Here is a 24,622-nt window from a genome sequence, read left to right on the forward strand (position 1 = left end):
CGCATTGATATGCGGCTTTTTTGTATGCAATCTCTATGGGCACATCCCACTGACAAGACATGTCAGTGTGCAAGTTTGCATGGATTTATGGGCGATACACTTTGACGTTAGTGTAGCCTTGCTCGATTAAATACAATGCCTGCAATTTACTCATCACCCCACGCTCACAATACAGCAAATAGGTTTTTTGCTTATCGAGATCGGCAAATTGAGTCGCTAACTTGAAGAATGGGATACGTTTAATCTCAATACCTTCAATTTGCAACGGTTTGCTTTCCTCTTCTTCAGGGGCGCGAATATCAATGACCACTTGGTTGGTATCAATACTGGCGACCGTTTCAGTCTCAGTAATCCGAGTATCCATCTGTTCTGCGATCTCCCTGATATCAATAGTGACAGACTGGGCGATAATTTGATCGATCAAATCTTCAGAGAACTTCTTCTCTTCCGCTTCAACTTTCGCTAATACCGCTTTAACTGTTGGCTTTTGCGAAATCACGCCGCAATATTCAGGCATAGATTTGGCAAAATCTTCGGTGCCGATTTTACGGCTCTCGTTGATAATGTCTTGTTTATCCATGGCAATCAGCGGACGTAAAATCAGCAGCTCAGTACAGCGGTCAATCACGTTTAAGTTGGTCAGCGTTTGGCTCGATACTTGGCCTAAACTTTCACCGGTTACTAAGGCTTGAATGCCCATACGGTCGGCAATACGCGCCGCAGTGCGCATCATCATACGCTTGAGCACAACGCCCATTTGACCGTTATCGATACGCTCTAAAATCTCAGCAACAACAGGCTCAAAAGGCACAGAGATAAACTTCACCTTGTGGGATTCGCCGTAGGTTTTCCACAAATGATAAGCCACTTGCTTCACGCCAATTTCATGCTGCACACCGCCCAGATTAAAGAAGCAGTAATGGGTACGCGCGCCCTTTTTGATAAATTGATAGCTAGACACACCGGAGTCAAAACCACCTGAAATCAAAGACAACACATCTTCCTGTGTCGCCATCGGGAAACCACCTAAGCCTTCAATACGCTTAGTGACCATGTAAAGATTATCGCGTTCAATTTCAAGGTTAACGGTAATATCGGGATTCTTTAAACGCACACCTAAAGCATCGGTAAACTGATTTAAGCCGCCGCCGACGTAACGCTCCACTTCGATAGAATTAAAATCGTGATCGCCAGTGCGCTTCACTCGCACGCAGAAGGTTTTACCCGCGAGTTGGTCACGGTAAACAGGCAAGACTTGCTGATAAATATCGTCCACAGATTCAAAGCTGTACTCATCCACTTGCACTACGTGGGCAATGCCAGGAATACACGCCAGACGCTCACCGAAGGCTTGGGCCAATTCAGGCTTATCCTTTGGCACCATTACCATAATGCGGTCCCACTGACGTTGAACTTTAGCGTCTTCGTCGACTTTTTTGAGCACATTACGTATGTTGGTTTCGAGCATTTTGGTGAAGCGCATCCTTACGGGTTTGCTCTTCATCATGATTTCTGGGTACAGCTTTACAATAAACTTCATGGGATTTCCGCGGGCAATTTTAAAACAGCAAAATTGGTTAAAAGAATAATCGGGGGATTATATACCCAAGCGACCTAAAAATGCGAGTTTCAGCGCGCATCGCAAACAGCCACACAAGCCACATTTATGGCGGATTAATGCCGTATTAATGGCGTATTAATGGCGTATTAGTGATTAAGTCACGACGGGATTTTTAAGCGAATTTGGTTGGAATTATGTCACTAAAGCCTATTCGCTCAGTTTAAATTGCTCTGTTTGAAATGAGTTATTTGAGATGAATTATTTGAGATACGTCGTGGAGGTAAGCTTGAAGGAAGCTTAGGGATAACACACTCTCTGCGATTGGTATAAAGCCCAAATGGATTCAAATCAACCACAGCGCTTTGATGCATAAAGCGTTAGTAAAAAAGGGAAAAGTCCACCTTAGCCCAGTAAAAAAGCCGCAACAGGATTGCGGCTTTAGATCCAGTGAGTACCAAGCTACCTAAGGCGAATTACCAACCTGAATTTCATCAGATTCCTTCGCTTTACCTTGCTCAATGGCAATTTCCACCCTGCGGTTACGGGCACGATTCTCCGGTGAATCGTTTGGCACTATTGGGTTATTAGACGCCATGCCCACCACTTTCATCCGTTTAGAATCAAAACCTTTAACTTGCACTAACTCGTGGGCCACAGCCACAGCGCGTTTACTGGATAAATCCCAGTTAGAGCTATAAAGCTCATCGCTGATTTGCATATCATCCGTGTAACCCGATACCGTAATAATCCCCGGCACATCTTTTAGCAGTTCGCCAACAGAGCGCACCACAGGCTTAAATCGTGGTTGAAGGAAGCCCGAACCAGAGGCAAATGCGCCCTTCTCACGGATACGGATAATAATCTGCTGACCTAAGGACTCAATTTCAATCGCACCATCGGTGATCTCTTTATTGAGCTCCTGCGCCATCTTCTTCACTTCTTGATTGATCTTATCCTGCGCCGCTGCCGCTTCGGCTTTAACCGCATCGGCCACTTCCTGCGCCGTTGCAGTGGCTTCACCACCACGCTGAGAACCACTTTGCTGCTGAACGCCGCCAGCACTGTCGTCTTCACCCGCTTGGTAATCCAATACAGGTTCCGTCATTTCATTGGTTTGCTGGTTGATGATTTCAATCGGCGTGGGATCGGGACGTCCTGGTCTAAATTCTAAGGCAATCACAGACGTCCCCTTCGGGATATCTTTGACTTCCACCTTATTTTGCACACCAAAGGCATACTTCATTGAGCCCGCGATCTGCTTAAACTTCATTACATCCATTTCGGAAAATGACAATAACAACACGAAGAAACACATCAACAGCGACATCAAGTCAGCAAAGGTCGCCAACCACATCGGTGCTCCGGCCGGTGGACAGTTGCACTTAGCCTTAGCCATGGGCTACTCTCCGTCCGTTGTATCTATTTTGCGATTTTTCTCAGCCAGATAATTTTTCAAGAAGCCTTCAATCACCCGTGGGTTTTGTCCGTCTTGAATCGCCAATACCGCATCCATAATCAAATTACGGTTCAGCATTTCTTCACCCATCCTAAGCGTTAACTTATCCGCGATAGGAAGACAAACCATGTTAGCGACCATAGCGCCATATAAGGTTGTTAACAAGGCCACCGCCATCGAGGGGCCGATGGATTTAGGATCTGACATGTTTGACAGCATGGCCACAAGACCCACCAGCGTACCAATCATGCCCATTGCCGGACCTACGTCACCAAACGCTCTAAAAATGCCGATCCCTGTACGATGGCGCTCTTCGGTCAGCGCAATATCCTTCTCTAAGGCCGCGCGCACCACTTCACCATCGTGACCATCAACAAGCATGTCGACGGCTTTTTGCATAAAGCTGTTAGTAATCTGCGCTTCTTCTAAGGCTAAAAAACCGCCTTTACGGGCGGCATCAGCCATAGTCACGGACTGTTCAATCAAATCTTCTGGCTTATCAATCTTAAAAATAAACGCTTTAGCGGCAATTTTTACCGCGCCAAAAAACTGTTTAAGAGTGAACTTCATCATCACCACGAAGAAGGACCCACCGAAAACAATAAGAATCGAGGGTACATCAACGAAAATCATTAAACCGCCGCTGGTGGCCATTGCCCCGAGGATAAAACCAAAGGCACCCACAATTCCAATTACTGTTGCTAAATCCACAACGGCTCCTCAATTATTCGTAATAAACGACATAATACTTACCCTAAGTAAGCAATAACACTCAGTTGTTCCACTGAGTAAGATAATCCCACCGACACACATGCGAGCCTTGTCTATCCAGTTAAAAATTACCATACAAATGATGATACTATTGTCAGTTATCGGACACACACTAAGCAAGTTTAGCGACAATTTATATTTTCTGAAAAAATTTCAGTAACAAAGCGTGCTATTGAGCAAATATCTTTAGTCTGAATTTGACCCTAAAGCCGCCCTGATATACCTTGTGTCCGCTAAATCAAAGGAAGCATAAACGTGGCGAAGAAACCCGAAAATCTCAGTTTTGAAGAATCCCTTGGCGAACTCGAGCGCATTGTTGCCGATCTAGAACAAGGCGATATCTCCCTCGATGACGCGTTAAAACAATTTGAACGTGGCATCAATCTGGTTCGAAATAGCCAAGCAAAACTCGAACAAGCCCAACAAAAAGTGGCCATTTTACTGAAACAAGATGAAAATGCGCCCCTATCCCCCTATGCCGTTGAGGGCGAATAAGCGTGTTAGTCAGTGCCATTCAAGAATTTCAACAACGGGTTGATAATCAATTAAAACAGCGTTTTAGTACGCTTGAAGATACCGCTCCCCAATTAAAAGCTGCCATGACTTACGGCGCCTTATTGGGTGGCAAACGCATTCGACCTTTCCTTGTATACAGTGTCGGACGCATGTTTGGGGTCGAGCTCGAAAAATTAGATGCTTGCGCCGCAGCCATTGAATGTATCCATGCTTATTCATTGATCCACGACGATTTACCCGCCATGGATGATGATGAGCTGCGCCGTGGTCAGCCCACAGTGCATATCGCGTTTGATGAAGCGACCGCCATTTTAGCTGGGGATGCACTGCAGACCTTAGCCTTTGAAATTGTCACCGAAGCGGTACCTGGGATCAGCAGCGAGCAACATATCGCTATGGTCAGAGTATTGGCAAAAGCCTCAGGTTATCGTGGCATGTGTGGCGGCCAAGCGATAGACTTAGCCTCAACAGATAAACATATTGATCTTAAAGCATTAACTCAGTTACATAATATGAAAACGGGCGCCCTTATCAGCTGCGCTGTTGAGTTAGCGTTAATCGCCGCGAACGCGCCAAAAGATCAGTATGCTGCTATGATGGATTTTGCCCGTGCGGTCGGACTCGCCTTCCAAGTACAAGACGATATCCTCGACATCGTAGCCACCACCGAAGAACTCGGTAAGCCGCAAGGCTCTGATACTGAATCGAATAAGAGTACGTTTCCACAACTACTTGGACTACAAGGTGCACAAGACACCGCCAAACAACTGATCCAAGAGGCACTATCAGCGCTGGCTAAATTGCCATACAATAGCCAGTTAATTGCAGACTTCGCCCGCTATATCATTGAGCGAAGAATATAATAAGAGTCGAAGTATCTCGCTATGAGTTTGGACATTTCTCAGTTTCCCGTGTTGGCACAGGCCAACACCCCCAATGAACTCCGCCAGCTTCCTCAGGCACTTTTACCACAAGTAGCCGATGAACTGCGCGAGTTCCTTCTTAAGTCTGTTGGCATATCCAGCGGACATTTTGCCTCTGGGCTCGGCACAGTGGAACTCACTGTTGCGCTGCACTATGTCTACAACACCCCTTTTGATCGGCTGATTTGGGATGTGGGCCATCAGGCTTATCCCCATAAAATTCTTACGGGTCGTCGTGACAAGATGCACACCATTAGACAAAAAGATGGTTTGCATCCTTTCCCATGGCGTGAAGAAAGTGAATACGATACTTTCAGCGTTGGGCATTCAGGTACGTCTATCAGCGCCGCACTGGCGATGGCGATTGCCGCAGAAAAAGAGCAAGCGGGTCGTAAAGTCGTTGCCGTGATCGGCGATGGCGCTATGACAGGCGGCATGGTGTTTGAAGCCATGAACCACGCTGGCGACTTGCACAATGACATGCTCGTGGTGTTGAACGACAACGAAATGTCGATCTCTGAAAATGTCGGCGCCCTCAATAACCATTTAGCACAACTGATGTCAGGCCGTTTCTACACTACGCTGCGCGAAGGCGGCAAGAAAGTGTTGAAAGGCATGCCCGTCATCAAAGAAATGGCCAAACGCACTGAGGAACACCTCAAAGGCATGGTCGTTCCTGGCACCCTATTTGAAGAGTTAGGTTTCAACTATATCGGTCCTATCGACGGCCACGATGTTGATGCTCTGGTCGAGACCATGCGCAATATGCGCAATCTTAAAGGTCCACAGGTGCTGCACATCATGACGAAGAAAGGTCGTGGTTATGAACCTGCAGAAAAAGATCCTATCGGTTGGCATGCGGTGCCTAAGTTTGACCCGTCGCTGTTTAAAAAGCCGGCCACCAAACCCGGTTTGCCGACCTTTTCTCAAGTCTTTGGTAAATGGCTATGCGACATCGCCGAGCAAGATGAGAAAGTATTAGCGATTACGCCTGCGATGCGCGAAGGCTCTGGCATGGTGGAGTTTTCCCAGCGTTTCCCGAAACAATATTTCGATGCGGCGATTGCCGAGCAGCATGCTGTCACCCTATCAGCAGGTTTTGCCTGTGAAGGCTTTAAGCCTGTGGTGGCGATTTACTCGACCTTCCTGCAACGCGCCTACGATCAGCTAATTCATGATGTGGCGCTGCAACAATTACCGGTATTGTTTGCTATTGACCGTGGCGGTATTGTCGGTGCCGATGGTCCAACTCACCAAGGTGCATTCGATTTAAGCTTTATGCGTTGCATCCCCAACATGGTGATCATGGCGCCGTCGGACGAAAATGAATGTCGTCAAATGCTCTACACTGGCTATTGCTATGATGCAGGCCCAAGTGCAGTGCGTTATCCAAGGGGCTGTGCCACGGGAGCGACGCAAGTCGAAGCGATGACGGCATTACCGATTGGTAAAGGCGTGATCAAACGTGTGGGCAAGCGCATTGCCATACTCAACTTTGGCACCTTGTTAGCCTCAGCATTAACCGCAGCCGAAAGCTTAGATGCAACGGTTGTTGATATGCGCTTTGTGAAACCACTTGATGTTGATTTGGTCAAAGAGATGGCGCAAACCCACGAAGTGCTCGTCACAGTGGAAGAAAACGCCATTATGGGTGGCGCTGGTGCTGGCGTGCTTGAGCAGCTTCAAAAGCTGCGAATGCCTAAAGCCGTGCTTCAAATTGGTTTGCCAGATGAATTCATCAAACATGGCTCGCCAGAGGAAGTTACCCACGATTTGCAACTGGATGCCGAAGGTATACTGGCGCAAATCAGTGCTTATCTAGCGCAATAAATGGCGCAATAACCTGAGAAAAAGCCATAACTGCAATAACATTAAACTCCGCGTTAGTGAGGTTCAGTTGTGGCTTATTGTCTTCCTATTGATACGCAATGAGTCCCGCAATCATATTGAGCATAAAACTGCTTATCTCGGTAAAAAAGCGCACAGTCTTAACAATATAGATTCTGCATATAGTCACGGTCACGCCCAATAAAAAAGCCACTCGAAAGTGGCTTTTTTATTGGTACCATTATCCTGTTAGATAACAGAACCCTTCTCTCTGTGGGTCACTATATTTGTTGTATTAATTTATGCTTTAGCACTCGCCTTCACATCACTTAACACACAGTTGCGACTTTAGGGTACAGGGAGACAAAACTTGTGCCCAAGGCTGCACAAACCATCAATAAAAAATTACCTCAGCGATAAGGCTGAGGTAAACCAAAAACTAGGATGATGGTTTAAAGAGCCAACATTGTTTTAGTTCTCAAACTTCTGTTGGCTGTGATCCAAAACTGCATTAATGCCGACCTGTACACAAAAATTGAAAGGGGTCATTTCCAATAAAAGTATAGGACTCAGGTCATTCCGAATCAACTGTTACCATTGTATTCAATTAAGAACAGAGTTCAAGGATGTTATAAAAAAGTGCTTTAGAACACCCTAAAAAATCATCAGCAAATGTACTCATCAACTCAATCTAAAGTATTGATTTTAAATAGCCATAAAAGTACTTGGTTAATTTGAAATCACATAGAACTGGTTTTGAGAACAATGTTTCCTATTTTACTGACGTTTACTGAATAATTCGACATAGGGCGCATCCCAATACGGCGGCGTTCCTATGTGATCTTTGATGAACTCGATAAAAGAACTGACCTTAGGTGCTAAGTGCTTACGACGGGGATAAACCGCCTGCAATGGCAGATGGTGGGTCAATTGCCAATCCTTCAGTAAAGGCACTAATGTTCCCTTGGCAATTTCATCTTCCATCAGATAACTTGCAAGATACACAACCCCAAGACCACTGATTGCAGCAGATTTTAATGCTGGCGCGTTATCTACCCTGAAATTGCCCGATACGCCAATTTCACAGTAATCATCACCCTTCTTAAATTGCCACATGCTGTGCTCGTGCCACTCGCCTTGATAGACCAAACAATTGTGGTCAACTAACTGCTCAGGTCGAGTTGGCTCGCCATGTTGAGCAATGTAGCCAGGAGAAGCAACTAACAGGAATTGGCACTTCATCAAAGGTCTAGCAACCATCCCAAGCGGTAATTGCTCCGACATAGTTAACAGTAAATCTAAGCCTTCACTCACTACATCTACTTTATGGTCCAGTAAGCTCACTTGTAGCTCAAGCTCAGGATGTTTTGCCATAAAGGATGGCAGTGCAGGAATGATATGCATCACCCCAAAGGATTGGGAAATCCCCACCTTGAGCACGCCGCGAGTTGCATCATTTAAGTTATGCACGCTGGCTATCGCTTGTTCAGCGTCACGCAGCAATTCTTCACCTTGCAGATACAGCAAATGCCCAGCTTCAGTCAGGCTTAAGCTGCGGGTGGTACGTTGGATTAATTGAACACCAAGTCTATGTTCAAGATCGGCGACTTGTGTACTGACCTTAGACTTAGAGATCCCAAGCCTTCTTGCGGCGGCACTAAAACTACCTGCTCTGGCCACATGAGTAAAAATCGCAATAGGTTCTAACAGTTCTAACATGGAAGTCGCCTTAAGCTGTTTACGACAATGATATTAACTTTCGGTGAGTAGCAGTGGTTAGCGTAATCATCGCTTAAAAATAACCATAGCATTGATATCTCGCATTAAAGTGATATAACGCAGAGATTTAGACCGAAAAAGTCCACTAAAGTAGGGTGTTATATCTGACTGATATGCCAGCTTTTAATTATATTTTAAGAGTATACCAAATATTCGTCTCTAGACTGTAACATTCCGAACTAAATCGCTGCAAGCCTAGCCTACAAGCCACATCGACTTGGCCATAAGGGTTTTGCCACGACTAAACATTAGCCAATAAAAAAGCCCCTAGGCAATAAATTGACTAGGGGCGTAGCATTCAAATTTGACTCATGCACAAGGAGATAGAAGTTATTGCAGTTAAAACTCAGGGCTATTCACAAAAACTATTAACAAGGACGATTAATAAGAACTATTCACGCAGTTCCTTGGTTGAGTTTTGTGTCAACGCATAAGGCGCGAGTTCTGGTACCTCTTGGCGTAATTGATTTTCAAGCACTAACAGATTTTCAAATCGGTCGCACAAACGGTCAGCTTTAGCTTCCAGTCCCTTAGATTGACTCTCAATTTGTTGCTCAATATCTTGGCCTAAGTTGTCCATTTTTTTGGAGAAGGCATCCATCTTGGCTTCAAAACTATCACCGTCACCCGACATGATTTGGCCACCTATGGTCATCATAATGGTGCCCACTGAGTTCTGAACAATTTGCTCCATTTCCTGCTCGAATTCGTCGTTAAAGGTGTTCTGTATTGAGTCTTCCGTCGCACCGAGATAGAAGCTATCGCCATGACGGTAGGCCACTGAATCAACGCGCTTTTGGACACCTGCCATCATTTCATCGAATTTAGCACCGGCCGCATCGCCCATTAAAGGGGTTAACGCCATGCTCACTGCTTGGGACGCTAATGCGACGGCCTCGTTCACGACTTCAATCACTTCAGGCACTTGCGTCGACACTTCATCGGCGTATTGAGTTACTAACTTTCTTTGCTTATCGGTTAAGTTTACTTGTTTGCCTTCAACAAATAACTTATCGACTTCGATGCGATACTTTTCGGTGCCCTTCTCACTCATGACTAATTTTTTAGGCTCAACCATAACGTCATAATTTAAAGAGACTTCACAACGTTCATCGACTTTAGGCTCTGTTTGCGCTTGCACCAACTGTAGGCCAGATGTCCCTAAAATCACGCCGGATAAGGCAAATCCAGTTAATAGCTTATTTAATTTCATGTTGTTCGTCCTTTAATCTGAATAATTCGATAAACCTAAACTACTGAATAGCTTTTAGCAGGAGACGTGCCAACTTTATAACAATATGATTATGTTGAATTTAGGAAAGTTAGCACTAAAAGGTCATTAGCGAAATTCGCTAACTTTTAGTCTGATAGTGCTAATAAAAACGAGAGGTAAAGCTAGAAAATGGAACGACCAAGGCGTTGGCTTAAATGCTCAAGCATGGCAGTGCCAGCAAGCGAATTGCCATTGCCATCGAGTTCTGGCGACCAAACACAAATCGACAGTTCCCCAGGAATAACGGCAATGATGCCACCACCGACGCCACTTTTACCTGGCATACCAACACGATAGGCAAACTCACCTGCACCATCGTATAGGCCCGAGGTCGCCAACAGGGCATTAAGCTGCCGAGTTTGCACCTGAGAGATAAGCTCAGTCCCCGTGATACTTTTGCCGCGATTAGCCAAGTACAACATGGCTTTCGACAAGTCAGCACAATTCATCTTCAAGGCGCAATAATGAAAATACGTGCGCAGCACAGTATCGACATCGCCTTGAAAATTACCAAACGACTTCATCAAATAAGCAATCGCCGCATTGCGCGCACTATGCTGATATTCTGAGTCGGCCACTTGTTTGTCGAAACTGACTTTATCGTTTTGGCTTAGTTGCCTGACTAACTCGAGCATTCTGTGTTTAGGTGCACCTAAGCGACTCTGCAATAAGTCAGCAATCACTAACGCACCAGCATTGATAAATGGGTTGCGCGGCTTGCCACGTTCTAACTCGACTTGTACTAAAGAGTTGAATGAATGGCCCGAAGGTTCTTTGCCAACTCGGCTCCAAATTTCGGCTTCTTCATATAAAGTTAACGCTAAGGTTAAGCTGAAAACTTTGGAGATACTTTGAATCGAAAACGGCTCAAGGTAATCGCCCGCACCTAAGGTTTCACCATCAACGGTTGTGACGGCAATGCCTAATTTGCCAGCATCAACGCTGGCCAGTGCGGGGATGTAATCTGCAACCTTTCCTTGGCCGAGCAAGGGTCGAACTTTCTCGACCACTTTCTCAAGTAATGCCAACTCGGGCATTAACCCCACCAAATGTCGTACAGTTCGCTAACTTCAACCTGAGAAACTTTTTGGTTCGCCCAGAATGCCTTAACGGCAGCAATATCTTCTTCGGTACATTTGCCGATCGTTTGGGTTGCGATAATGCCTTCCCATTCGATGTGACCGCCGCCATGGAAACCTAACTTACGGGTTTCGATCACTTCATCGATGAATTTATCCACTGTTGCATCGATATCGGCTTCTGATACAGATGCATCAAAAGTCCAAGCCATATCAAAACCTAACTCTTGGAATTCATCAACGCGCATTTTCTTACGTAAACGACGGCTACGATTAGTTGCCATAGTGACTTTCCCCGTTGTGTTAAAAAACTAATTAATCAATTGAAATATCTAGATTAAGCGATACGCTCAAACATCAGATCCCATACACCGTGACCCAATCTATGGCCGCGGGCTTCAAACTTTGTCAGTGGGCGATGATCAGGACGTGGTACCACAGTGCCATCACTCGACTGGTTTTGATAACCAGGAGCCGCTTGCATCACTTCCAACATGTGCTCGCTGTATTCTTCCCAATCGGTTGCCATATGGAACACGCCGCCAATTTTTAGCTTGCGGCGGATCAGTTCAGCAAATTCAGCTTGTACGATACGACGCTTATGATGACGTTTCTTATGCCAAGGATCGGGGAAAAACAATTGCACTCGGGCCAATGAACCGTCGGCAATCGCATGTTCTAATACTTCCATGGCATCATGATGATACACACGTAAATTAGTCACACCCGCGATGGCGGCATCGCTTAAGCAAGAACCGACACCCGGTTTATGCACTTCAATACCAATAAAATTTTGCTCTGGTGCGTCTTTAGCCATTTGCACTAAAGAGGCGCCCATGCCAAAGCCAATTTCCAGCACAGTATCGGCTTCACGGCCAAAAACGTCGCTCAGTACCAATGGCGTTGGGCTGTAATCTAAGCCCATTGTTGGCCACTGGCTTTCAATAGCTTGGGCTTGGCCTTTAGTTAAGCGACCTTCTCTTAGGACAAAGCTTCTGATCTTACGCAGATACTTGCCTTCTTCATTAAATTCAGCGGTAGTGACTTCGCTCATTTTTGCCTCGTCTAGTGGACAGCACCATCATAAAAGAAGGGCATTATCCAAAGTTCAACATACAGTGCAAGCACTAATGGGGCGAAAGTATACCAAGATTATTTGAGAGTGCGAATTTAGCAGTGATTTTCGGCTTTTTAGCCCTTATCCACTTGTCTTTGAGCTTGTCTAAGAAGATAACTGCCGCTACACTGCGCCGATGAAATCTACAGCCTCCTTCGCTACACGTATCGTCTCTTGGTACGACAATCACGGTCGTAAAACCCTCCCTTGGCAGCAAGATAAAACCCCATATAGCGTATGGGTTTCTGAAATCATGCTGCAACAAACTCAGGTTGCGACTGTTATTCCCTATTACCTTAAATTTATGGCGCGCTTTCCCGATGTGTTAGCACTTGCTAACGCGCCAGATGATGAGGTGTTGCATCATTGGACTGGCCTTGGGTATTACGCTAGGGCGCGTAATCTGCATAAAGCAGCCAAGATGATCCGCGACGATTATCAGGGATTATTTCCAACGGATTTTGAGCAAGTTCTTGCTCTGCCTGGCATTGGTCGCTCGACAGCAGGCGCGGTATTGTCACTGTCTCTTGGCCAGCATCACCCGATCCTCGACGGTAACGTAAAACGGGTGTTAGCAAGACACGGCGCTATAGCAGGTTGGCCAGGGCAAAAAACGGTCGAAGCGCAACTTTGGCAGCTAACTGATACGTATACGCCGCAGCAAGATATTCAGAAATATAATCAAGCCATGATGGATATCGGCGCCAGTATTTGCACTCGTAGTAAACCTAACTGCGCCGCTTGCCCTGTGGCGATTGATTGCAAAGCTCAGCTGATTGGCAGACAAACCGATTTCCCCGGCAAGAAGCCTAAAAAAACCATACCGACCAAAGCGGCGTGGATGTTAGTGCTAATGCAAGACAACCAAGTGTTTTTAGCTAAACGTCCGCCAGCGGGAATTTGGGGCGGACTTTGGTGTTTCCCTGAGTTTGCCACCCAAGCCGCACTTGAAACCCACCTCGAAGAGCAAGGGTTTGCTGCGCAGCCACTCGAATGGCTAACTGGCTTTAGGCACACGTTTAGCCACTTCCATTTAGATATTCAGCCCATGATGCTTAATTTAGATAACACCCACGGCAATAAAGAGAGCGTGGGCGCTGTCATGGAACAAAACCAGTCTCTCTGGTATAACATAAGTCATCCTTCCAAAGTGGGACTCGCCGCCGCCACCGAGCGCGTGCTAGCCAATTTGGGATCACTCGTTCAATCCGCAGTCAGTAAGGAATAATCATGGCGCGTACAGTCAATTGCGTATATTTAAATAAAGAAGCCGACGGCCTAGACTTTCAACTGTATCCAGGTGATTTAGGTAAGCGCATTTTTGATAACATCAGCAAAGAAGCTTGGGGCCTATGGCAAAAAAAGCAAACCATGCTGATTAACGAAAAGAAACTCAACATGATGAATGTTGATGATCGTAAGTTTCTTGAAGAACAAATGACCTCTTTCCTCTTTGAAGGTAAAGAAGTAGAAATTGAAGGTTTTGTGCCTGAAAAAGACCAAGATTAATTTTTGTCGTTCACTTAACGATAAAGCTTACAAAAAAGCGCCTTTCGGCGCTTTTTTGTTTATTCATCTCGTGAAGAATAACTGAGCGTTACTTACGCACGCCTTCAACCACAAGATCTAACTCAACATGGCTTGATGCTAGGCCTAAATCCATTTTGATACCGAAATCTTTCATCGCAAACGTGGTTGTGCCCGTAAAACCTGCACGGTAGCCACCCCAAGGATCTTGACCTTCGCCCACTGCATGGGCATTGATCGCTAATGGCTTAGTGACACCATTTAAGGTTAAGTTGCCGTTAATCACTAAGTCGCCATTACCTTTATCTTCAACTGTGGTTGAGGTAAACGTCGCTTGCGCAAACTTACTCGTGTTTAGGAAATCGGCGCTACGAATATGCTTGTCACGCTCGGCGTGGTTTGAATCCACACTAAGCGTATTTACTTTCACATTCACTTTAGCCGCAGTGGGTTTAGCCGCGTCATAGCTAAAGTCACCGCTAAAATCATTAAAGCGACCAACGACATAGCTATAACCTAAGTGACTCACTTTGAAAGTAATAGAGGCATGTGCTCCTTCACGGTCAATGACATAGTCCGCCGCTGAAGCCGCCATCGGAGCCAATAGATATGCACCAATCAGTGCGCTTAACAGTTGCTTTTTCATTGTATTATCCTCGATTAAATTTAATCATTTTGAGTAAAGTTGCGTCTTTATCGATAAAGTGATGCTTTAACGCACCTGCAGCGTGGATTACCACGAGTGCGATTAAGCTATAAGCTGCGTATTGGTGGATATCGCCTGCTATATCAGCTTGGTTTTCAAAAAAAGGTCCAAATCCTGGTAGTTCAAACCAGTCAAACACCATAATTCCACGGCCTTCTGCCGTTGAAATAAGAATGCCGGCACACATGATCACCAGCAGCAATACATAAATAGCTAAATGCGCAATATGAGCAGCCAGCCTCTCCCAAGGCTTATGATTCGCCTCTGGTACGGGCTTAGGATTCACTAAGCGCCACAACAGACGGAATAACGTCACTGCCAAGAGTAAAATCCCGACGCTCTTATGTAGATGTGGCGCTGTCTTGTACCACGCGCTGTAGTAGGTTAACTCCACCATCCACACACCTACCGCAAACAACCCAATGACGACGATCGCACTCAGCCAATGAGTCACAATTGCGGTTATCCCATAAGCCAACTTACTATTTCGAAACATACTGCGACTCCGTATTCGCGTTTTCTTCATGCCATCCATGAAATAATATTCATTATCATAAGTCTAATTTTAAAAACTAAAATCAGTAAAAATCGCTCATATCTTTCTAAATTTTAGAAAGTAAGCCGAAAATTAGGATTTATGAGCACAAATCTATAGTAAACATCAGCATCCCCCTGACTTGAAAAATACAGTCAACGAATGAAATTGACCTGAATTCACAGAATAAGAGATAAAAAACAGCCAAGATGCACATTAAACCGCCGAACGAGTTATTAATTAGGAAAAAGCACTTGCAGAGGTGAAACTCACTAGCTAATATAGCCGCACTTCGAACGAGACGGCTCAGCTAGCGAGTTCAAAGTAGTCAACTAACGCTTAGTTTAGTTGCCCGAATAGCTCAGTCGGTAGAGCAGAGGATTGAAAATCCTCGTGTCCCTGGTTCGATTCCGGGTTCGGGCACCATTATTTTGCAGTATAAGTTTAGCCGGCATAGCTCAGTTGGTAGAGCAACTGACTTGTAATCAGTAGGTCCCGAGTTCGACTCTTGGTGCCGGCACCATATAAACAACGAAGCCACTCAATGAGTGGCTTTTTTGTATTTGAAATTTGAAGTGCTAAGTGAAACTGACTTACTCTCGATAATTCCAGTAGGTTTTGAGATAGACTTTTGGTCGTTCAATTCATGCCAGTTCAAAATCATAGTTGCGGACAAACTTATCTACCAAAATCTGCCGTCGATAAAAGTACCTAACACTCACTAAACTTCGCCATTAGACGATATCCCTCCCCCTTCGCATACATAAAATGCCTTAAGCGTTAATTTTCTTTCTTAAAACACAGATTAAACGAGCACTGAAGTTAACCTTATCAGTCTAAAGGCAATGCTATCGTCACTAAAATGCTGAAACTTTCAGCGACTCAATATGAGTAAAGTGGAAGAGTCAAATAAATGTTCGATTTTTGCTTAATAGTTAATCAGTCATTTAAAAAGGGCTTGCACAGCCAAAGCGAGCACTATATTATACGCGCACTTCGAACGAACAAGGTCTTTACGACTTAGTTTGAAGTAGTTAACTAACGCTTAGTTAGTTGCCCGAATAGCTCAGTCGGTAGAGCAGAGGATTGAAAATCCTCGTGTCCCTGGTTCGATTCCGGGTTCGGGCACCACTATTTAGCCGGCATAGCTCAGTTGGTAGAGCAACTGACTTGTAATCAGTAGGTCCCGAGTTCGACTCTTGGTGCCGGCACCATATAAACAACGAAGCCACTCAATGAGTGGTTTTTTTGTATCTAAAATTTGCGTTAGTTTAAAGCAAAGTGCAACTGACTTACTCTCGATAATTCCAGTAGGCCCCGAGTTCGACTCATAGTGCCGGCACCATATAAACAACGAAGCCACTCAATGAGTGGTTTTTTTGTATCTGAAATTTGAATTAGTTCAAAGCAAAGTGCAACTGACTTACTCTCGATAATTCCAGTAGGCCCCGAGTTCGACTCTTGGTGCCGGCACCATATAAACAACGAAGCCACTCAATGAGTGGTTTTTTTGTATCTGAAATTTGTAGTCAATCGCAACTAACTCACGTCAACACCAGCAGTTTGTTTGTTGCTTATCCTGAAAAGAACTTACTAGCGAACCCCGCCTTACCCAAGTACTCGATAAATTGCGTAAACAGAGCGTAAATATTCGCCGCATAAAAAAAGCCACTCATTGAGTGACTTTGGGCTCTTATACAAACTATCAGTTCAAGCAGCTCGCGCTTATTTAATTAGCTCGAGTGGCATAGGCCTATCACCGGCTTGAACTTGATGTTGAACATGGCGCCACCCTTGAGTGAGCTCACTAAGATGTGCTTTTCTCTCGGGGAATTGCGCAGAAAGTTTTTCGATAACATCGATTTGCTTCTTACACAATAATGACCAACGATCTGCATTTGATAAGTACATGGCGTTTTCCTTAACTGAGGGGTTACTTTTCCTTAGCCAGTTAAGTCTAGGCGGGAATGATTTTATTGCCAATTCAAAATTGCGTGTTAGCGCACTGTTAAAACAAATCACTCAGGAGTATCTTTGACCTATAAACATAAGATAGGAGGCGTTATGACAGCCGATATTTTCAAACTCATTTTTGTCGCTATTGGTATATTTCTCGTTTACAAACTGATATTTGGTGGCAAGAAAGGTCTGACTATTTTTGAAATGCATTTTAAAGATGGCCGCATGACTCAACATAAAGGCAAAATCCCCGAACGGTTCGAGCGGGAATGCCGCCACATTGCTAAAGCAGAAAAACTAACGTGTACTGTTAGGGCTGAAAAATCTGGAGATGTACGCTTACATATTTCTGCCAACGTGAGTGACAATGTGAAGCAAAGGATCCGTAATCTGTTTCCGTTTGAATATTATGACAAAAAGTCGATAGATAACAGTCGTCAAGCAGGCTAGTTCTTCGCCTTTCCCCTAGCAACCTCAATACTTAACCCTCAATGCTTGTTGAAGGTTAAGTATTGAGGTTGCAGCGAGTCCCTAAAGCACTTTGCTTATTTAAACTTAACCGGGTACCTAGGTTTTAAAAAATCGGATTCTAAACGACCATCTGCCCTCGCATCTCGAATACGACGTTCATTATCTTGCACCATAGGGTCGCTGGCAGGTTGATGAGGGTCAGCTTGTTTCTCAGAATGATCCTCAAACTTAACGTCAAAAGATGAACAAGCCGTTAACGACAAACTCAACAAGGCCCCCCATAGAACTAAGTGTTTTTTAATCATTTATCTATACCAACTTAAACTCGGAATAATTAAAATAATAAACAATGAGTTACACCAATATGACTCTCATATTTATCACTTTATGCCACTAGCAAAAAATGCCTAGCTGCCACTTTGGTTTGAGCTAAATACTTTAGTGCAGACAAAAGGTGATTATTAGCCAAGCTATACTGTTTAACTCAAGTTAAGTCTTAATCAACATTTAAGCCTTAATAAACATGTAAGCCATAATAGGCCTAGTTAATCCAAGACAAACTGAGATAAATGTAATTAAGCCAAGCTAAGCCAACCTAGGCAAAAATTGGCTCATGTTATTTTTGGATCACTAAAGTCACCTGAGCGACTGTGATGCCAAACTTAATAATATCGCTCTGATTTATAATGGTATTGTCATTCACTAAGAACATCCAATCGTCGAAATGAACTTGGTATTCATCGCCATCCACGGGTAATAACATATCGTATTTCCAACGTAGCGCGCTACCACTGGATTGACCATCGGCGGTGCCGATAATGTCACCTGCAGTTCCCGAGTATCGCCCTTCCCCTAGCGCTTTAATGCGCCACACACGAGTTTGAGTTTCGCCATCATCATAAACAAACCATTCATTGATGACGCCCTCGTTTCCCTGCCAACTGGCTTCCATAGTGACATTGAATTTGCGGATCACTTTGCCACTAAAATCATGCACTATTCCAGACGCTTTTAATGGTCCATTAAAGAATGATTCCAACACCAGTGTAGGATGAGTATCTTTATAATCCGTCACTTCCACCGATGAGCAACTCGATAGCAGACCTATCATTATTAGGCCTAGCAATAACTTTTGACCGATAAGTCGTATTAACAATCGCATGGTTTTTCTCCGAGTAATTGCGCCCGCAAACTCGGACGGCTAGTGTCTTTCGATAACCAAATCGCTAAAAATGCCTCGGCAAAATTAGCATCGTGGATAATGTCGAGTGGTTGATGATTAAAGAAAAACTGGCTTGTTTGCCCATCCATAACCTTAAAACTTAAATGGTCGCCCTGCTTCACATCGGGCCAAGTGGCGGTTAATAAACTCAACCAACGCTGGATATCATTTTCGGCAAACGCTAGATGCTGCCATTGATCCTTTGTCGCTTCGAGTAAATCCTCTGACTCTATATCTCGATAATATTCAATATCTAGCAGCAGAGGATATTGCCCCTGTTGATAACGGCCATTTACCGTCAGCAGTCTCGCCTTATACAAACTAAACCACAGCCAATCCATTTCTCCGCGCCCTACTTCCTGAAAAGTCTGCGTCACATCGGCGGCATCATTCAGCTCGATAGTAATGTTTTCAAAATCTGGCGTTTTCGCCTCTAATGCTTTTAGAGGTGCGGCCAATAAACTGAGCGCCAATAAACTTAAGCAGCTTGAATTCAAAAATGAAAAACCAAGATTTGAGCTGCGATTACGAACTGACGACATAGGATCCCCTTTGACTGCATGATGTCTTACAACAGGTATTGACTAAAAATGACTTAACCGGACTCAATTCCTAGATTTCAATAATTAACGCCCAAACACAGTAAAAGAGCGAGCCTTAGTGCTTCGATTAAATCCATAGGGATTAGCAAGTTGGATTAAAAATGGCAGCAAGACTAGCCAAACAAAAAATAACACCACAGCAGAAATGACATTGCCGTAGGGCAAAGTCACCGCATTAAACTGCGCGCCCGCGACATAGCTTAACGTGCCAAATATTCCTCCGAGTAACGCCTGCAATATCAGCGGTAAGGGTCGCATAAACGCTAAGCTATGATTCAAACTCAAGCCAAAGTGCAGCCATAAACAGCCAAGCCACCAAGGGAAGGCAGCAAACTCAAACAGGCCTAAAACCGACAGCACAGTGTCAATGCCGATCCCTAGGGCGGCAACCTTGAGCATTAATCGTAAATCCACTTGGCGATATTGGCCCTTACCCGACGAGGACAACAGGATAAAGTGAAGCAATAATAAAGGTATAGTTAGCAGCAGTGACAAGTTAAGCCAAAGCACACTAGACCACCACACAGCCTGAAAACTCAAGGCGTTATAGAGAATAAAACCCTGATGTTTAGGCAGATGCCGAGAGTTAGCTAACATTGACTTCATCTTTGCCTCACTTTTATCTTGCTACAACTACAGCGACAATTTCATTTAAACGGATGCACCTAAACGAACTACTCTCAACGGCTAATCTAGCCGGATTGCTGCAGGAACAGCTTGGCTAAGCTGACTATTGCCTAGAACGCGATAGTCCGGACGTACGGCAACTAAATGCACTGTGCTTGTGGTGCGTTCTAAAAATCCACCTTCACAATAACTTAGGTAGAATTTCCACATGCGGATAAAGTCTTCGCCATAACCTAAGGTTTGGATTTCACCCACAGCATGATCAAAATTCTCATGCCAATGCCTCAGCGTTTTAGCGTAATCGAGCCCCATATCATTGAGCGACCAGACCACCATATCCGTCTGTTTGGCAATATGACCGACCATTTGACTGACAGAAGGTAAGCAGCCACCGGGGAAAATATAGCGCTGAATAAAATCCACACTTTTGCGATAGCTGTCGTAACGTTGATCGGCAATCGTTATCGCCTGAAGCAGCATACGCCCATGGGGCTTTAACAGTGATTCCAGCTTTTTAAAGAAACCCGGTAAATATTCATGCCCTACCGCTTCAATCATTTCAATAGAAACAACCCTGTCGTATTCCCCCGTCAGATTGCGATAATCCTCGGTCAGCAGAGTCACTTTATCGCTCAGGCCTTCGCTTTCAACGCGCGCTTTGGCATAGGCGTATTGCGCATCTGAAATCGTCGTCGTTGTCACGTGCACGCCATAGTGCTTGGCCGCATAAATAGCCAGTGCGCCCCAGCCAGTACCAATCTCAAGCAAGGTTTGACCTGGCTGTAAATCGAGGCGCTCGCAGATAGTCATCAGCTTAAACAGCTGGGCTTCCTGCAAACTGGCTTCCTCATGGGGATAAAGCGCACTCGAGTACAACATTTCACGGTCGAGGAACTGCTCGTACATAGCATTTCCCAAATCGTAGTGGGCCAGAATGTTGCGCTTCGAGCCTTCCTGCGAGTTACGATTCAGCACATGCTTAACACGGTTTATCGTGCCGGTTAACCAAGAAAACTTAGCTTCAATCCTATCGAGCAAGGCTAAATTGCGGGCAAACAGTTGCACGACTTTGGTGAGATCTGGGCTCGTCCAATGGCCTTGAATATAACCTTCACCTGCACCAATGGAGCCTGAAAGCATTATTTGACGATAAAAACTGGGGTGTTTAACCACCAGCGTGGCATGTAAATCGGTATGACTCTCACCAAAACGATAACTCTTATCGCCCTCAACTAAGGTCAAGCAACCATGGGGCAGACTTTCCAGCGCCTTGAGCAAGACTTTACGCGCAATACTGTCGGGCAGTTTCCCTGTGGCGACTGAGGTTTGCGAAGCAGTATTTTCCATGTTATTTCTCCATCTGAGCTGGATGCGGCACAAAGGGCACACGTTTGAAAAAGAGTTTCAGCGCTTGCCAATAAATCCCGAAGAAGATCTTGAGAGTCATAAAAGGAAAGCGAAATAAAAGCGTCCGTAAATTAGCCGCCGTGATCGGTTGGCGTTTCATCATTAGATTGGCATTAAACAGTTTTTTACCATTCCCTTGCATCGACTTGTTTTCAATACCAATATTTAAGTCTTCACTCGGCGCAGCCACATGCCAGAGATAACGCATATCGAGGGTCATAAAAGGGGAAACATGAAACACTTTGTCAGAAGGTTTGGGCGCAGCTACATCCACTAAATAGCAATGGCGTTGATCCCAAGGCGTGTTACTCACCTCGGCCAACATGTATAAAGGCGTTTGATCTTGATAACAAAAATAGAAATTTACTGGGCTAAAATACACGCCAAAATGACGGATCTGCCCCACAAACAGAACTCTGTCGCACAGCTTATCAGCACCTAACTCCGCTACTTGAGCCAATACTCGACTCTTAAGCGCCGCGGCGCTCGGATCGGCTACGGCCACTTCGCTGTTATCATTGGATTTAGTCGTAAAAGACGTTAAATAGTCTTTAGGATTAAATCTCAGTAAAGCGCGGCGCTGGCTGGCAAAAATTCGCCCCATGGCACTGATCTTGTCGACTTCATCTAAGTCAATCGCCAGCAGCGCCATTGCATAACTAAAGCTATGTTTAATAGGCGTAAAACGGCTGTGAGATACTGTGCCGTAATAAATGCCGCTATTGAGCTCTGTCATATTTAAGCTTGTGACATTTACATCTGTCATAGGCTGACACCAAAATGGGCGCACACATCCAGTGCACTGCGAACGCCATCCTCATGGAAACCATTGTGCCAATAGGCTCCAGCAAAATGGGTATGATTTTGACCGGATATTTCCTCACGGCGGCCCTGGGCCTTAAGGCTGGCTTCGTTAAACACTGGGTGGGCATAATTGAAGCGGCGTATCACTTTCGCCTCATCAATCAACTCTGACTGATTCAAAGTGACACAAAACGTCGGTGCATTGGCTGGTAACTGTTGCAGTATGTTCATGTTGTAAGTTACTGACGCAGGGCGTTTTAGATTGCCATCTAATCGATAGTTCCAACTCGCCCAGGCCGCTTTTCGCTTAGGCAGGATACGCGTATCCATGTGCAGCACCACATCGTTATTCTGGTAGCTGAGATCGCCTAAAATGGCGCGTTCTGTTGGCGTGGGATCGTTTAACATCCGCAGTGCTTGGTCGCTATGACAGGCTAAAATCACCTCATCGAATTCCAACCATTCACCGTGGACCTGCAACTTCACCCCATTGCCATGACGTTCAATACCTGTCACAGGAGAGTTAAGGCGAATATTGTCTTTAAATGGCGCAATAAGATCAGGAATATAGCTCCGCGAGCCGCCCTTTAGCACATACCACTGGGGCCTATCACTGACATTTAATAAACCATGGTGTTGGAAGAAGCGAATAAAAAACTTCAACGAAAACGCACGCATATCTTCTATGCTCGAAGACCAAATTGCCGCGCCCATGGGCAAAATATAGTGCTCGGCAAAAAAGCGCGAAAAGTTTTCACTGTCTAAATAATCACCTAAGTTGCCTTCAGGGTAAATATCCTGTTGATAGAGTGCCTTACAGCCTTTATTGAAGCGTAGAATTTCTTTTAAAAAGGCCCAAAAGCGCGGATTCAGCAGGTTACGCTTTTGGGCAAACAAACTCCCTAAATTGTGGCCGTTATATTCAAGCCCTGTCAGCGCATTATGGACGCTGAAACTCATCTCAGTCGGTAATATGGTGACATTCAGGCGAGCCAATAAACGTTCAAATCGTGGATAGGTTCTGTCATTAAAAACGATAAAACCTGTGTCTATAGCGTAGGTTTGGCCTTGGTGCTCCACATCGACTGTCGCCGTGTGGCCGCCGATATAGTCATTGGCTTCAAACACTGTGACCTTGTGCGACTCGCTTAATAGATGGCCGCAGGTTAATCCAGAAATGCCGGTGCCGACGATGGCGATATTTTTCATAAACTCTTGTCCTTAAGCGGCTTGGCTTGAGTATCGTTTGCAATCATTTTTTGCCACACAAAGGCAGGTAAAAACGACATCAATTTCAATAGATAAGTAAAGCGTCGCGGAAAATGGATCTCGCGCTTGCCACCTTTAAGCCCATTGCGGATTGCCTTAGAAGCGGTTTGCACACTCACTTGCATTGGCATGGAAAAATCATTTTTTGCGGTCAGTGGCGTCGCCACAAAACCAGGGCAAATCAAGCTCACACCTATGTCATTCTTAGCAAGATCAAGCGAGAGACTCGAAGCGAGATACTGCACGCCAGCTTTAGAGGCGCCGTAGGCTTGCGCGCGAGGGAAAGGTAAATAAATAGCGCTGGAACTCATTAAGCCAATACGTGAACCCCTTGGCATTAAAGGTAAAAATGCCCCGAGACAATATCCCATCGCAATTAAATTGGTATGGACGACGCGCTCGAATAACACATCATCGAAGGCCTTAGCATCGTCTATATACTCACAACTGCCTGCGTTCAAAACCACCAAATCGAGCTGACAATCGGTTTTCGCCAACAGCTCGGCTAAATCTTGGCCAGCTTGTTGAACTTGGTCGCGCTGGGATATATCAAAAATTAACAAGGTGGCACCGACGAGTTCATTCAAGGCTAACGCATCTAATCTTTCTTGGGAGCGGCCACAGGCAATGACGTGCCAACCTAAGGCTAAATAATCCTGCGCCAGTTGCAGCCCAATGCCTGAGCTTGCACCTGTAATCAGCACGGTATTAATTTTCAATGGTTTAACAGCGCTCATTATTTTGCCGCCCTGTCTTTGAGCAAGCGGATAAGCCCGCCCATGCAAGGCAAATGCTCGTACAACATTTGCCCTAAGTCGAAGTAATCCCTGTGAAAATAAATCTTGTCGTTGAATTTAAGTTGGCTCATGCCATCAACACGGATAAGTTCGCCTTTATTCAACTTAGGGTGGCTATATTCCATCTGCCAAAACAGCGCGGCTTGATTCGCATCCTGCTGTACTTCTTTGATCTCAAACTGAATATGCATAACATTCTTATATAACTTCGCGAAGTACTGAGTTAACGACTCTAGCCCTGTGATTTGATGCATAGGATCGGTAAAGCTAATACTGTCGTCGTAAACTTGGCCCAACAGGTGCAAGTTATCTTTATTCAAGGCTTGATAAAGCTGAATAAAATCATCAACAAGCGTATTAGTCTCAGTCGTCGCTTGGTTTGTCATCTGGTTAT

General features: G+C 45.0%; 26 protein-coding genes and 4 tRNA genes. 10 read left to right on the forward strand and 20 right to left on the reverse strand.

The window, feature by feature from the left end:
- Positions 1 to 85: 85 nt before the first annotated feature.
- The 3 genes from thiI to pomA form a co-directional block, all read right to left on the reverse strand.
- A complete protein-coding gene (gene thiI, locus OX890_RS16455) occupies positions 86 to 1,540 on the reverse strand; it encodes a tRNA uracil 4-sulfurtransferase ThiI (RefSeq protein WP_126492453.1) in 1,455 nt (484 codons plus the stop codon).
- Between the two features lie 484 nt (positions 1,541 to 2,024).
- Complete coding sequence (locus tag OX890_RS16460) at positions 2,025 to 2,957, reverse strand: flagellar motor protein MotB (protein WP_006080886.1); 933 nt, start codon at positions 2,955 to 2,957, stop codon at positions 2,025 to 2,027.
- A gap of 3 nt (positions 2,958 to 2,960) precedes the next feature.
- On the reverse strand, positions 2,961 to 3,728 hold the full coding sequence (pomA, locus tag OX890_RS16465) for a flagellar motor protein PomA (RefSeq protein ID WP_006080885.1): 768 nt from the start codon (positions 3,726 to 3,728) through the stop codon (positions 2,961 to 2,963).
- A 315-nt stretch (positions 3,729 to 4,043) separates the two neighbouring features.
- Here pomA and xseB point away from each other — a divergent pair, with 315 nt between their 5' ends.
- From xseB to dxs, 3 genes are read left to right on the forward strand one after another with little or no spacing between them, the layout of a single operon-like run.
- On the forward strand, positions 4,044 to 4,283 hold the full coding sequence (gene xseB / locus OX890_RS16470) for an exodeoxyribonuclease VII small subunit (RefSeq protein WP_006080884.1): 240 nt from the start codon (positions 4,044 to 4,046) through the stop codon (positions 4,281 to 4,283).
- Positions 4,284 to 4,285: 2 nt separating this feature from the next.
- The gene (gene ispA, locus OX890_RS16475) at positions 4,286 to 5,167 is read left to right on the forward strand and encodes a (2E,6E)-farnesyl diphosphate synthase (protein ID WP_006080883.1); all 882 of its coding nucleotides are present in this window, start codon (positions 4,286 to 4,288) and stop codon (positions 5,165 to 5,167) included.
- 21 nt (positions 5,168 to 5,188) lie between these two features.
- A complete protein-coding gene (gene dxs, locus OX890_RS16480; RefSeq protein ID WP_126492454.1) occupies positions 5,189 to 7,057 on the forward strand; it encodes a 1-deoxy-D-xylulose-5-phosphate synthase in 1,869 nt (622 codons plus the stop codon).
- Between the two features lie 774 nt (positions 7,058 to 7,831).
- On the opposite strand, the gene OX890_RS16485 is transcribed toward dxs, so the two are convergent.
- From OX890_RS16485 to trmB, 5 genes are all read right to left on the reverse strand, one after another.
- Positions 7,832 to 8,773: a LysR family transcriptional regulator gene (locus OX890_RS16485; RefSeq protein WP_006082526.1), complete on the reverse strand. Its 942-nt coding sequence runs from the start codon at positions 8,771 to 8,773 to the stop codon at positions 7,832 to 7,834.
- Between the two features lie 451 nt (positions 8,774 to 9,224).
- Entirely contained in the window at positions 9,225 to 10,046 is an 822-nt protein-coding gene (locus OX890_RS16490) for a YggN family protein (protein ID WP_006085710.1), read from the reverse strand.
- Between the two features lie 182 nt (positions 10,047 to 10,228).
- Positions 10,229 to 11,143: a glutaminase B gene (gene glsB, locus OX890_RS16495; RefSeq protein WP_268649596.1), complete on the reverse strand. Its 915-nt coding sequence runs from the start codon at positions 11,141 to 11,143 to the stop codon at positions 10,229 to 10,231.
- Complete coding sequence (locus OX890_RS16500) at positions 11,143 to 11,469, reverse strand: YggL family protein (RefSeq protein ID WP_006082529.1); 327 nt, start codon at positions 11,467 to 11,469, stop codon at positions 11,143 to 11,145. The genes glsB and OX890_RS16500 overlap by 1 nt, the downstream gene beginning before the upstream one ends.
- A 53-nt stretch (positions 11,470 to 11,522) precedes the next feature.
- Positions 11,523 to 12,239, reverse strand: coding sequence for a tRNA (guanosine(46)-N7)-methyltransferase TrmB (trmB, locus tag OX890_RS16505; protein ID WP_011847376.1), 717 nt, complete (start codon positions 12,237 to 12,239; stop codon positions 11,523 to 11,525).
- A gap of 199 nt (positions 12,240 to 12,438) precedes the next feature.
- On the opposite strand from trmB, the gene mutY reads away from it, so the two are divergent.
- Together mutY and OX890_RS16515 are read left to right on the forward strand one after the other, a co-directional pair.
- Positions 12,439 to 13,530, forward strand: a complete 1,092-nt coding sequence (gene mutY, locus OX890_RS16510) for an A/G-specific adenine glycosylase (protein WP_006085713.1) — start codon at positions 12,439 to 12,441, stop codon at positions 13,528 to 13,530.
- A gap of 2 nt (positions 13,531 to 13,532) precedes the next feature.
- Positions 13,533 to 13,811: an oxidative damage protection protein gene (locus OX890_RS16515; protein WP_006082532.1), complete on the forward strand. Its 279-nt coding sequence runs from the start codon at positions 13,533 to 13,535 to the stop codon at positions 13,809 to 13,811.
- 88 nt (positions 13,812 to 13,899) lie between these two features.
- Here the strand turns inward: OX890_RS16515 and OX890_RS16520 are convergent, their stop codons facing one another.
- Both OX890_RS16520 and OX890_RS16525 read right to left on the reverse strand, forming a co-directional pair.
- Entirely contained in the window at positions 13,900 to 14,475 is a 576-nt protein-coding gene (locus OX890_RS16520) for a YceI family protein (protein WP_268649597.1), read from the reverse strand.
- A 4-nt stretch (positions 14,476 to 14,479) separates the two neighbouring features.
- Positions 14,480 to 15,031, reverse strand: coding sequence for a cytochrome b (locus OX890_RS16525; RefSeq protein ID WP_006082534.1), 552 nt, complete (start codon positions 15,029 to 15,031; stop codon positions 14,480 to 14,482).
- Between the two features lie 389 nt (positions 15,032 to 15,420).
- Between OX890_RS16525 and OX890_RS16530 the strand changes: the two genes are divergently transcribed.
- The 4 genes from OX890_RS16530 (at position 15,421) to OX890_RS16545 (ending at position 16,284) form a co-directional block, all read left to right on the forward strand.
- Positions 15,421 to 15,496: transfer RNA gene (locus OX890_RS16530), tRNA-Phe, on the forward strand.
- 21 nt (positions 15,497 to 15,517) lie between these two features.
- Positions 15,518 to 15,593: transfer RNA gene (locus OX890_RS16535), tRNA-Thr, on the forward strand.
- Between the two features lie 532 nt (positions 15,594 to 16,125).
- Positions 16,126 to 16,201, forward strand: a tRNA-Phe gene (locus OX890_RS16540).
- 7 nt (positions 16,202 to 16,208) lie between these two features.
- Positions 16,209 to 16,284, forward strand: a tRNA-Thr gene (locus OX890_RS16545).
- Positions 16,285 to 16,795: 511 nt separating this feature from the next.
- Here OX890_RS16545 and OX890_RS16550 read toward each other — a convergent pair.
- The gene (locus OX890_RS16550) at positions 16,796 to 16,981 is read right to left on the reverse strand and encodes a hypothetical protein (RefSeq protein WP_006082535.1); all 186 of its coding nucleotides are present in this window, start codon (positions 16,979 to 16,981) and stop codon (positions 16,796 to 16,798) included.
- Positions 16,982 to 17,134: 153 nt separating this feature from the next.
- Here OX890_RS16550 and OX890_RS16555 point away from each other — a divergent pair, with 153 nt between their 5' ends.
- Positions 17,135 to 17,479: a DUF3634 family protein gene (locus tag OX890_RS16555; protein ID WP_006082536.1), complete on the forward strand. Its 345-nt coding sequence runs from the start codon at positions 17,135 to 17,137 to the stop codon at positions 17,477 to 17,479.
- Positions 17,480 to 17,574: 95 nt separating this feature from the next.
- On the opposite strand, the gene OX890_RS16560 is transcribed toward OX890_RS16555, so the two are convergent.
- The 9 genes from OX890_RS16560 to OX890_RS16600 form a co-directional block, all read right to left on the reverse strand.
- A complete protein-coding gene (locus OX890_RS16560) occupies positions 17,575 to 17,805 on the reverse strand; it encodes a hypothetical protein (protein ID WP_126492458.1) in 231 nt (76 codons plus the stop codon).
- Positions 17,806 to 18,116: 311 nt separating this feature from the next.
- Entirely contained in the window at positions 18,117 to 18,662 is a 546-nt protein-coding gene (locus tag OX890_RS16565) for a DUF3833 domain-containing protein (RefSeq protein WP_107402331.1), read from the reverse strand.
- Positions 18,650 to 19,264 carry a chalcone isomerase family protein gene (locus OX890_RS16570; RefSeq protein ID WP_126492459.1) on the reverse strand — a complete coding sequence of 205 codons (615 nt, stop codon included), beginning with the start codon at positions 19,262 to 19,264 and terminating at the stop codon, positions 18,650 to 18,652. The genes OX890_RS16565 and OX890_RS16570 overlap by 13 nt, the downstream gene beginning before the upstream one ends.
- Positions 19,265 to 19,348: 84 nt before the next feature.
- The gene (locus OX890_RS16575) at positions 19,349 to 19,930 is read right to left on the reverse strand and encodes a DUF2878 domain-containing protein (RefSeq protein WP_063884581.1); all 582 of its coding nucleotides are present in this window, start codon (positions 19,928 to 19,930) and stop codon (positions 19,349 to 19,351) included.
- Positions 19,931 to 20,011: 81 nt separating this feature from the next.
- Positions 20,012 to 21,298: an SAM-dependent methyltransferase gene (locus OX890_RS16580; protein ID WP_012587152.1), complete on the reverse strand. Its 1,287-nt coding sequence runs from the start codon at positions 21,296 to 21,298 to the stop codon at positions 20,012 to 20,014.
- A 1-nt stretch (position 21,299) separates the two neighbouring features.
- Complete coding sequence (locus OX890_RS16585; RefSeq protein WP_172599599.1) at positions 21,300 to 22,124, reverse strand: DUF1365 domain-containing protein; 825 nt, start codon at positions 22,122 to 22,124, stop codon at positions 21,300 to 21,302.
- Positions 22,121 to 23,371, reverse strand: coding sequence for an NAD(P)/FAD-dependent oxidoreductase (locus OX890_RS16590; protein WP_115334179.1), 1,251 nt, complete (start codon positions 23,369 to 23,371; stop codon positions 22,121 to 22,123). The genes OX890_RS16585 and OX890_RS16590 overlap by 4 nt, the downstream gene beginning before the upstream one ends.
- Complete coding sequence (locus OX890_RS16595; protein WP_126492460.1) at positions 23,368 to 24,168, reverse strand: SDR family NAD(P)-dependent oxidoreductase; 801 nt, start codon at positions 24,166 to 24,168, stop codon at positions 23,368 to 23,370. The genes OX890_RS16590 and OX890_RS16595 overlap by 4 nt, the downstream gene beginning before the upstream one ends.
- Complete coding sequence (locus OX890_RS16600; RefSeq protein WP_126492461.1) at positions 24,168 to 24,614, reverse strand: nuclear transport factor 2 family protein; 447 nt, start codon at positions 24,612 to 24,614, stop codon at positions 24,168 to 24,170. The genes OX890_RS16595 and OX890_RS16600 overlap by 1 nt, the downstream gene beginning before the upstream one ends.
- Between the last annotated feature and the right edge of the window lie 8 nt (positions 24,615 to 24,622).

It is taken from the genome of Shewanella sp. DAU305, from assembly GCF_026802235.1.
GTDB lineage: Bacteria > Pseudomonadota > Gammaproteobacteria > Enterobacterales > Shewanellaceae > Shewanella > Shewanella baltica.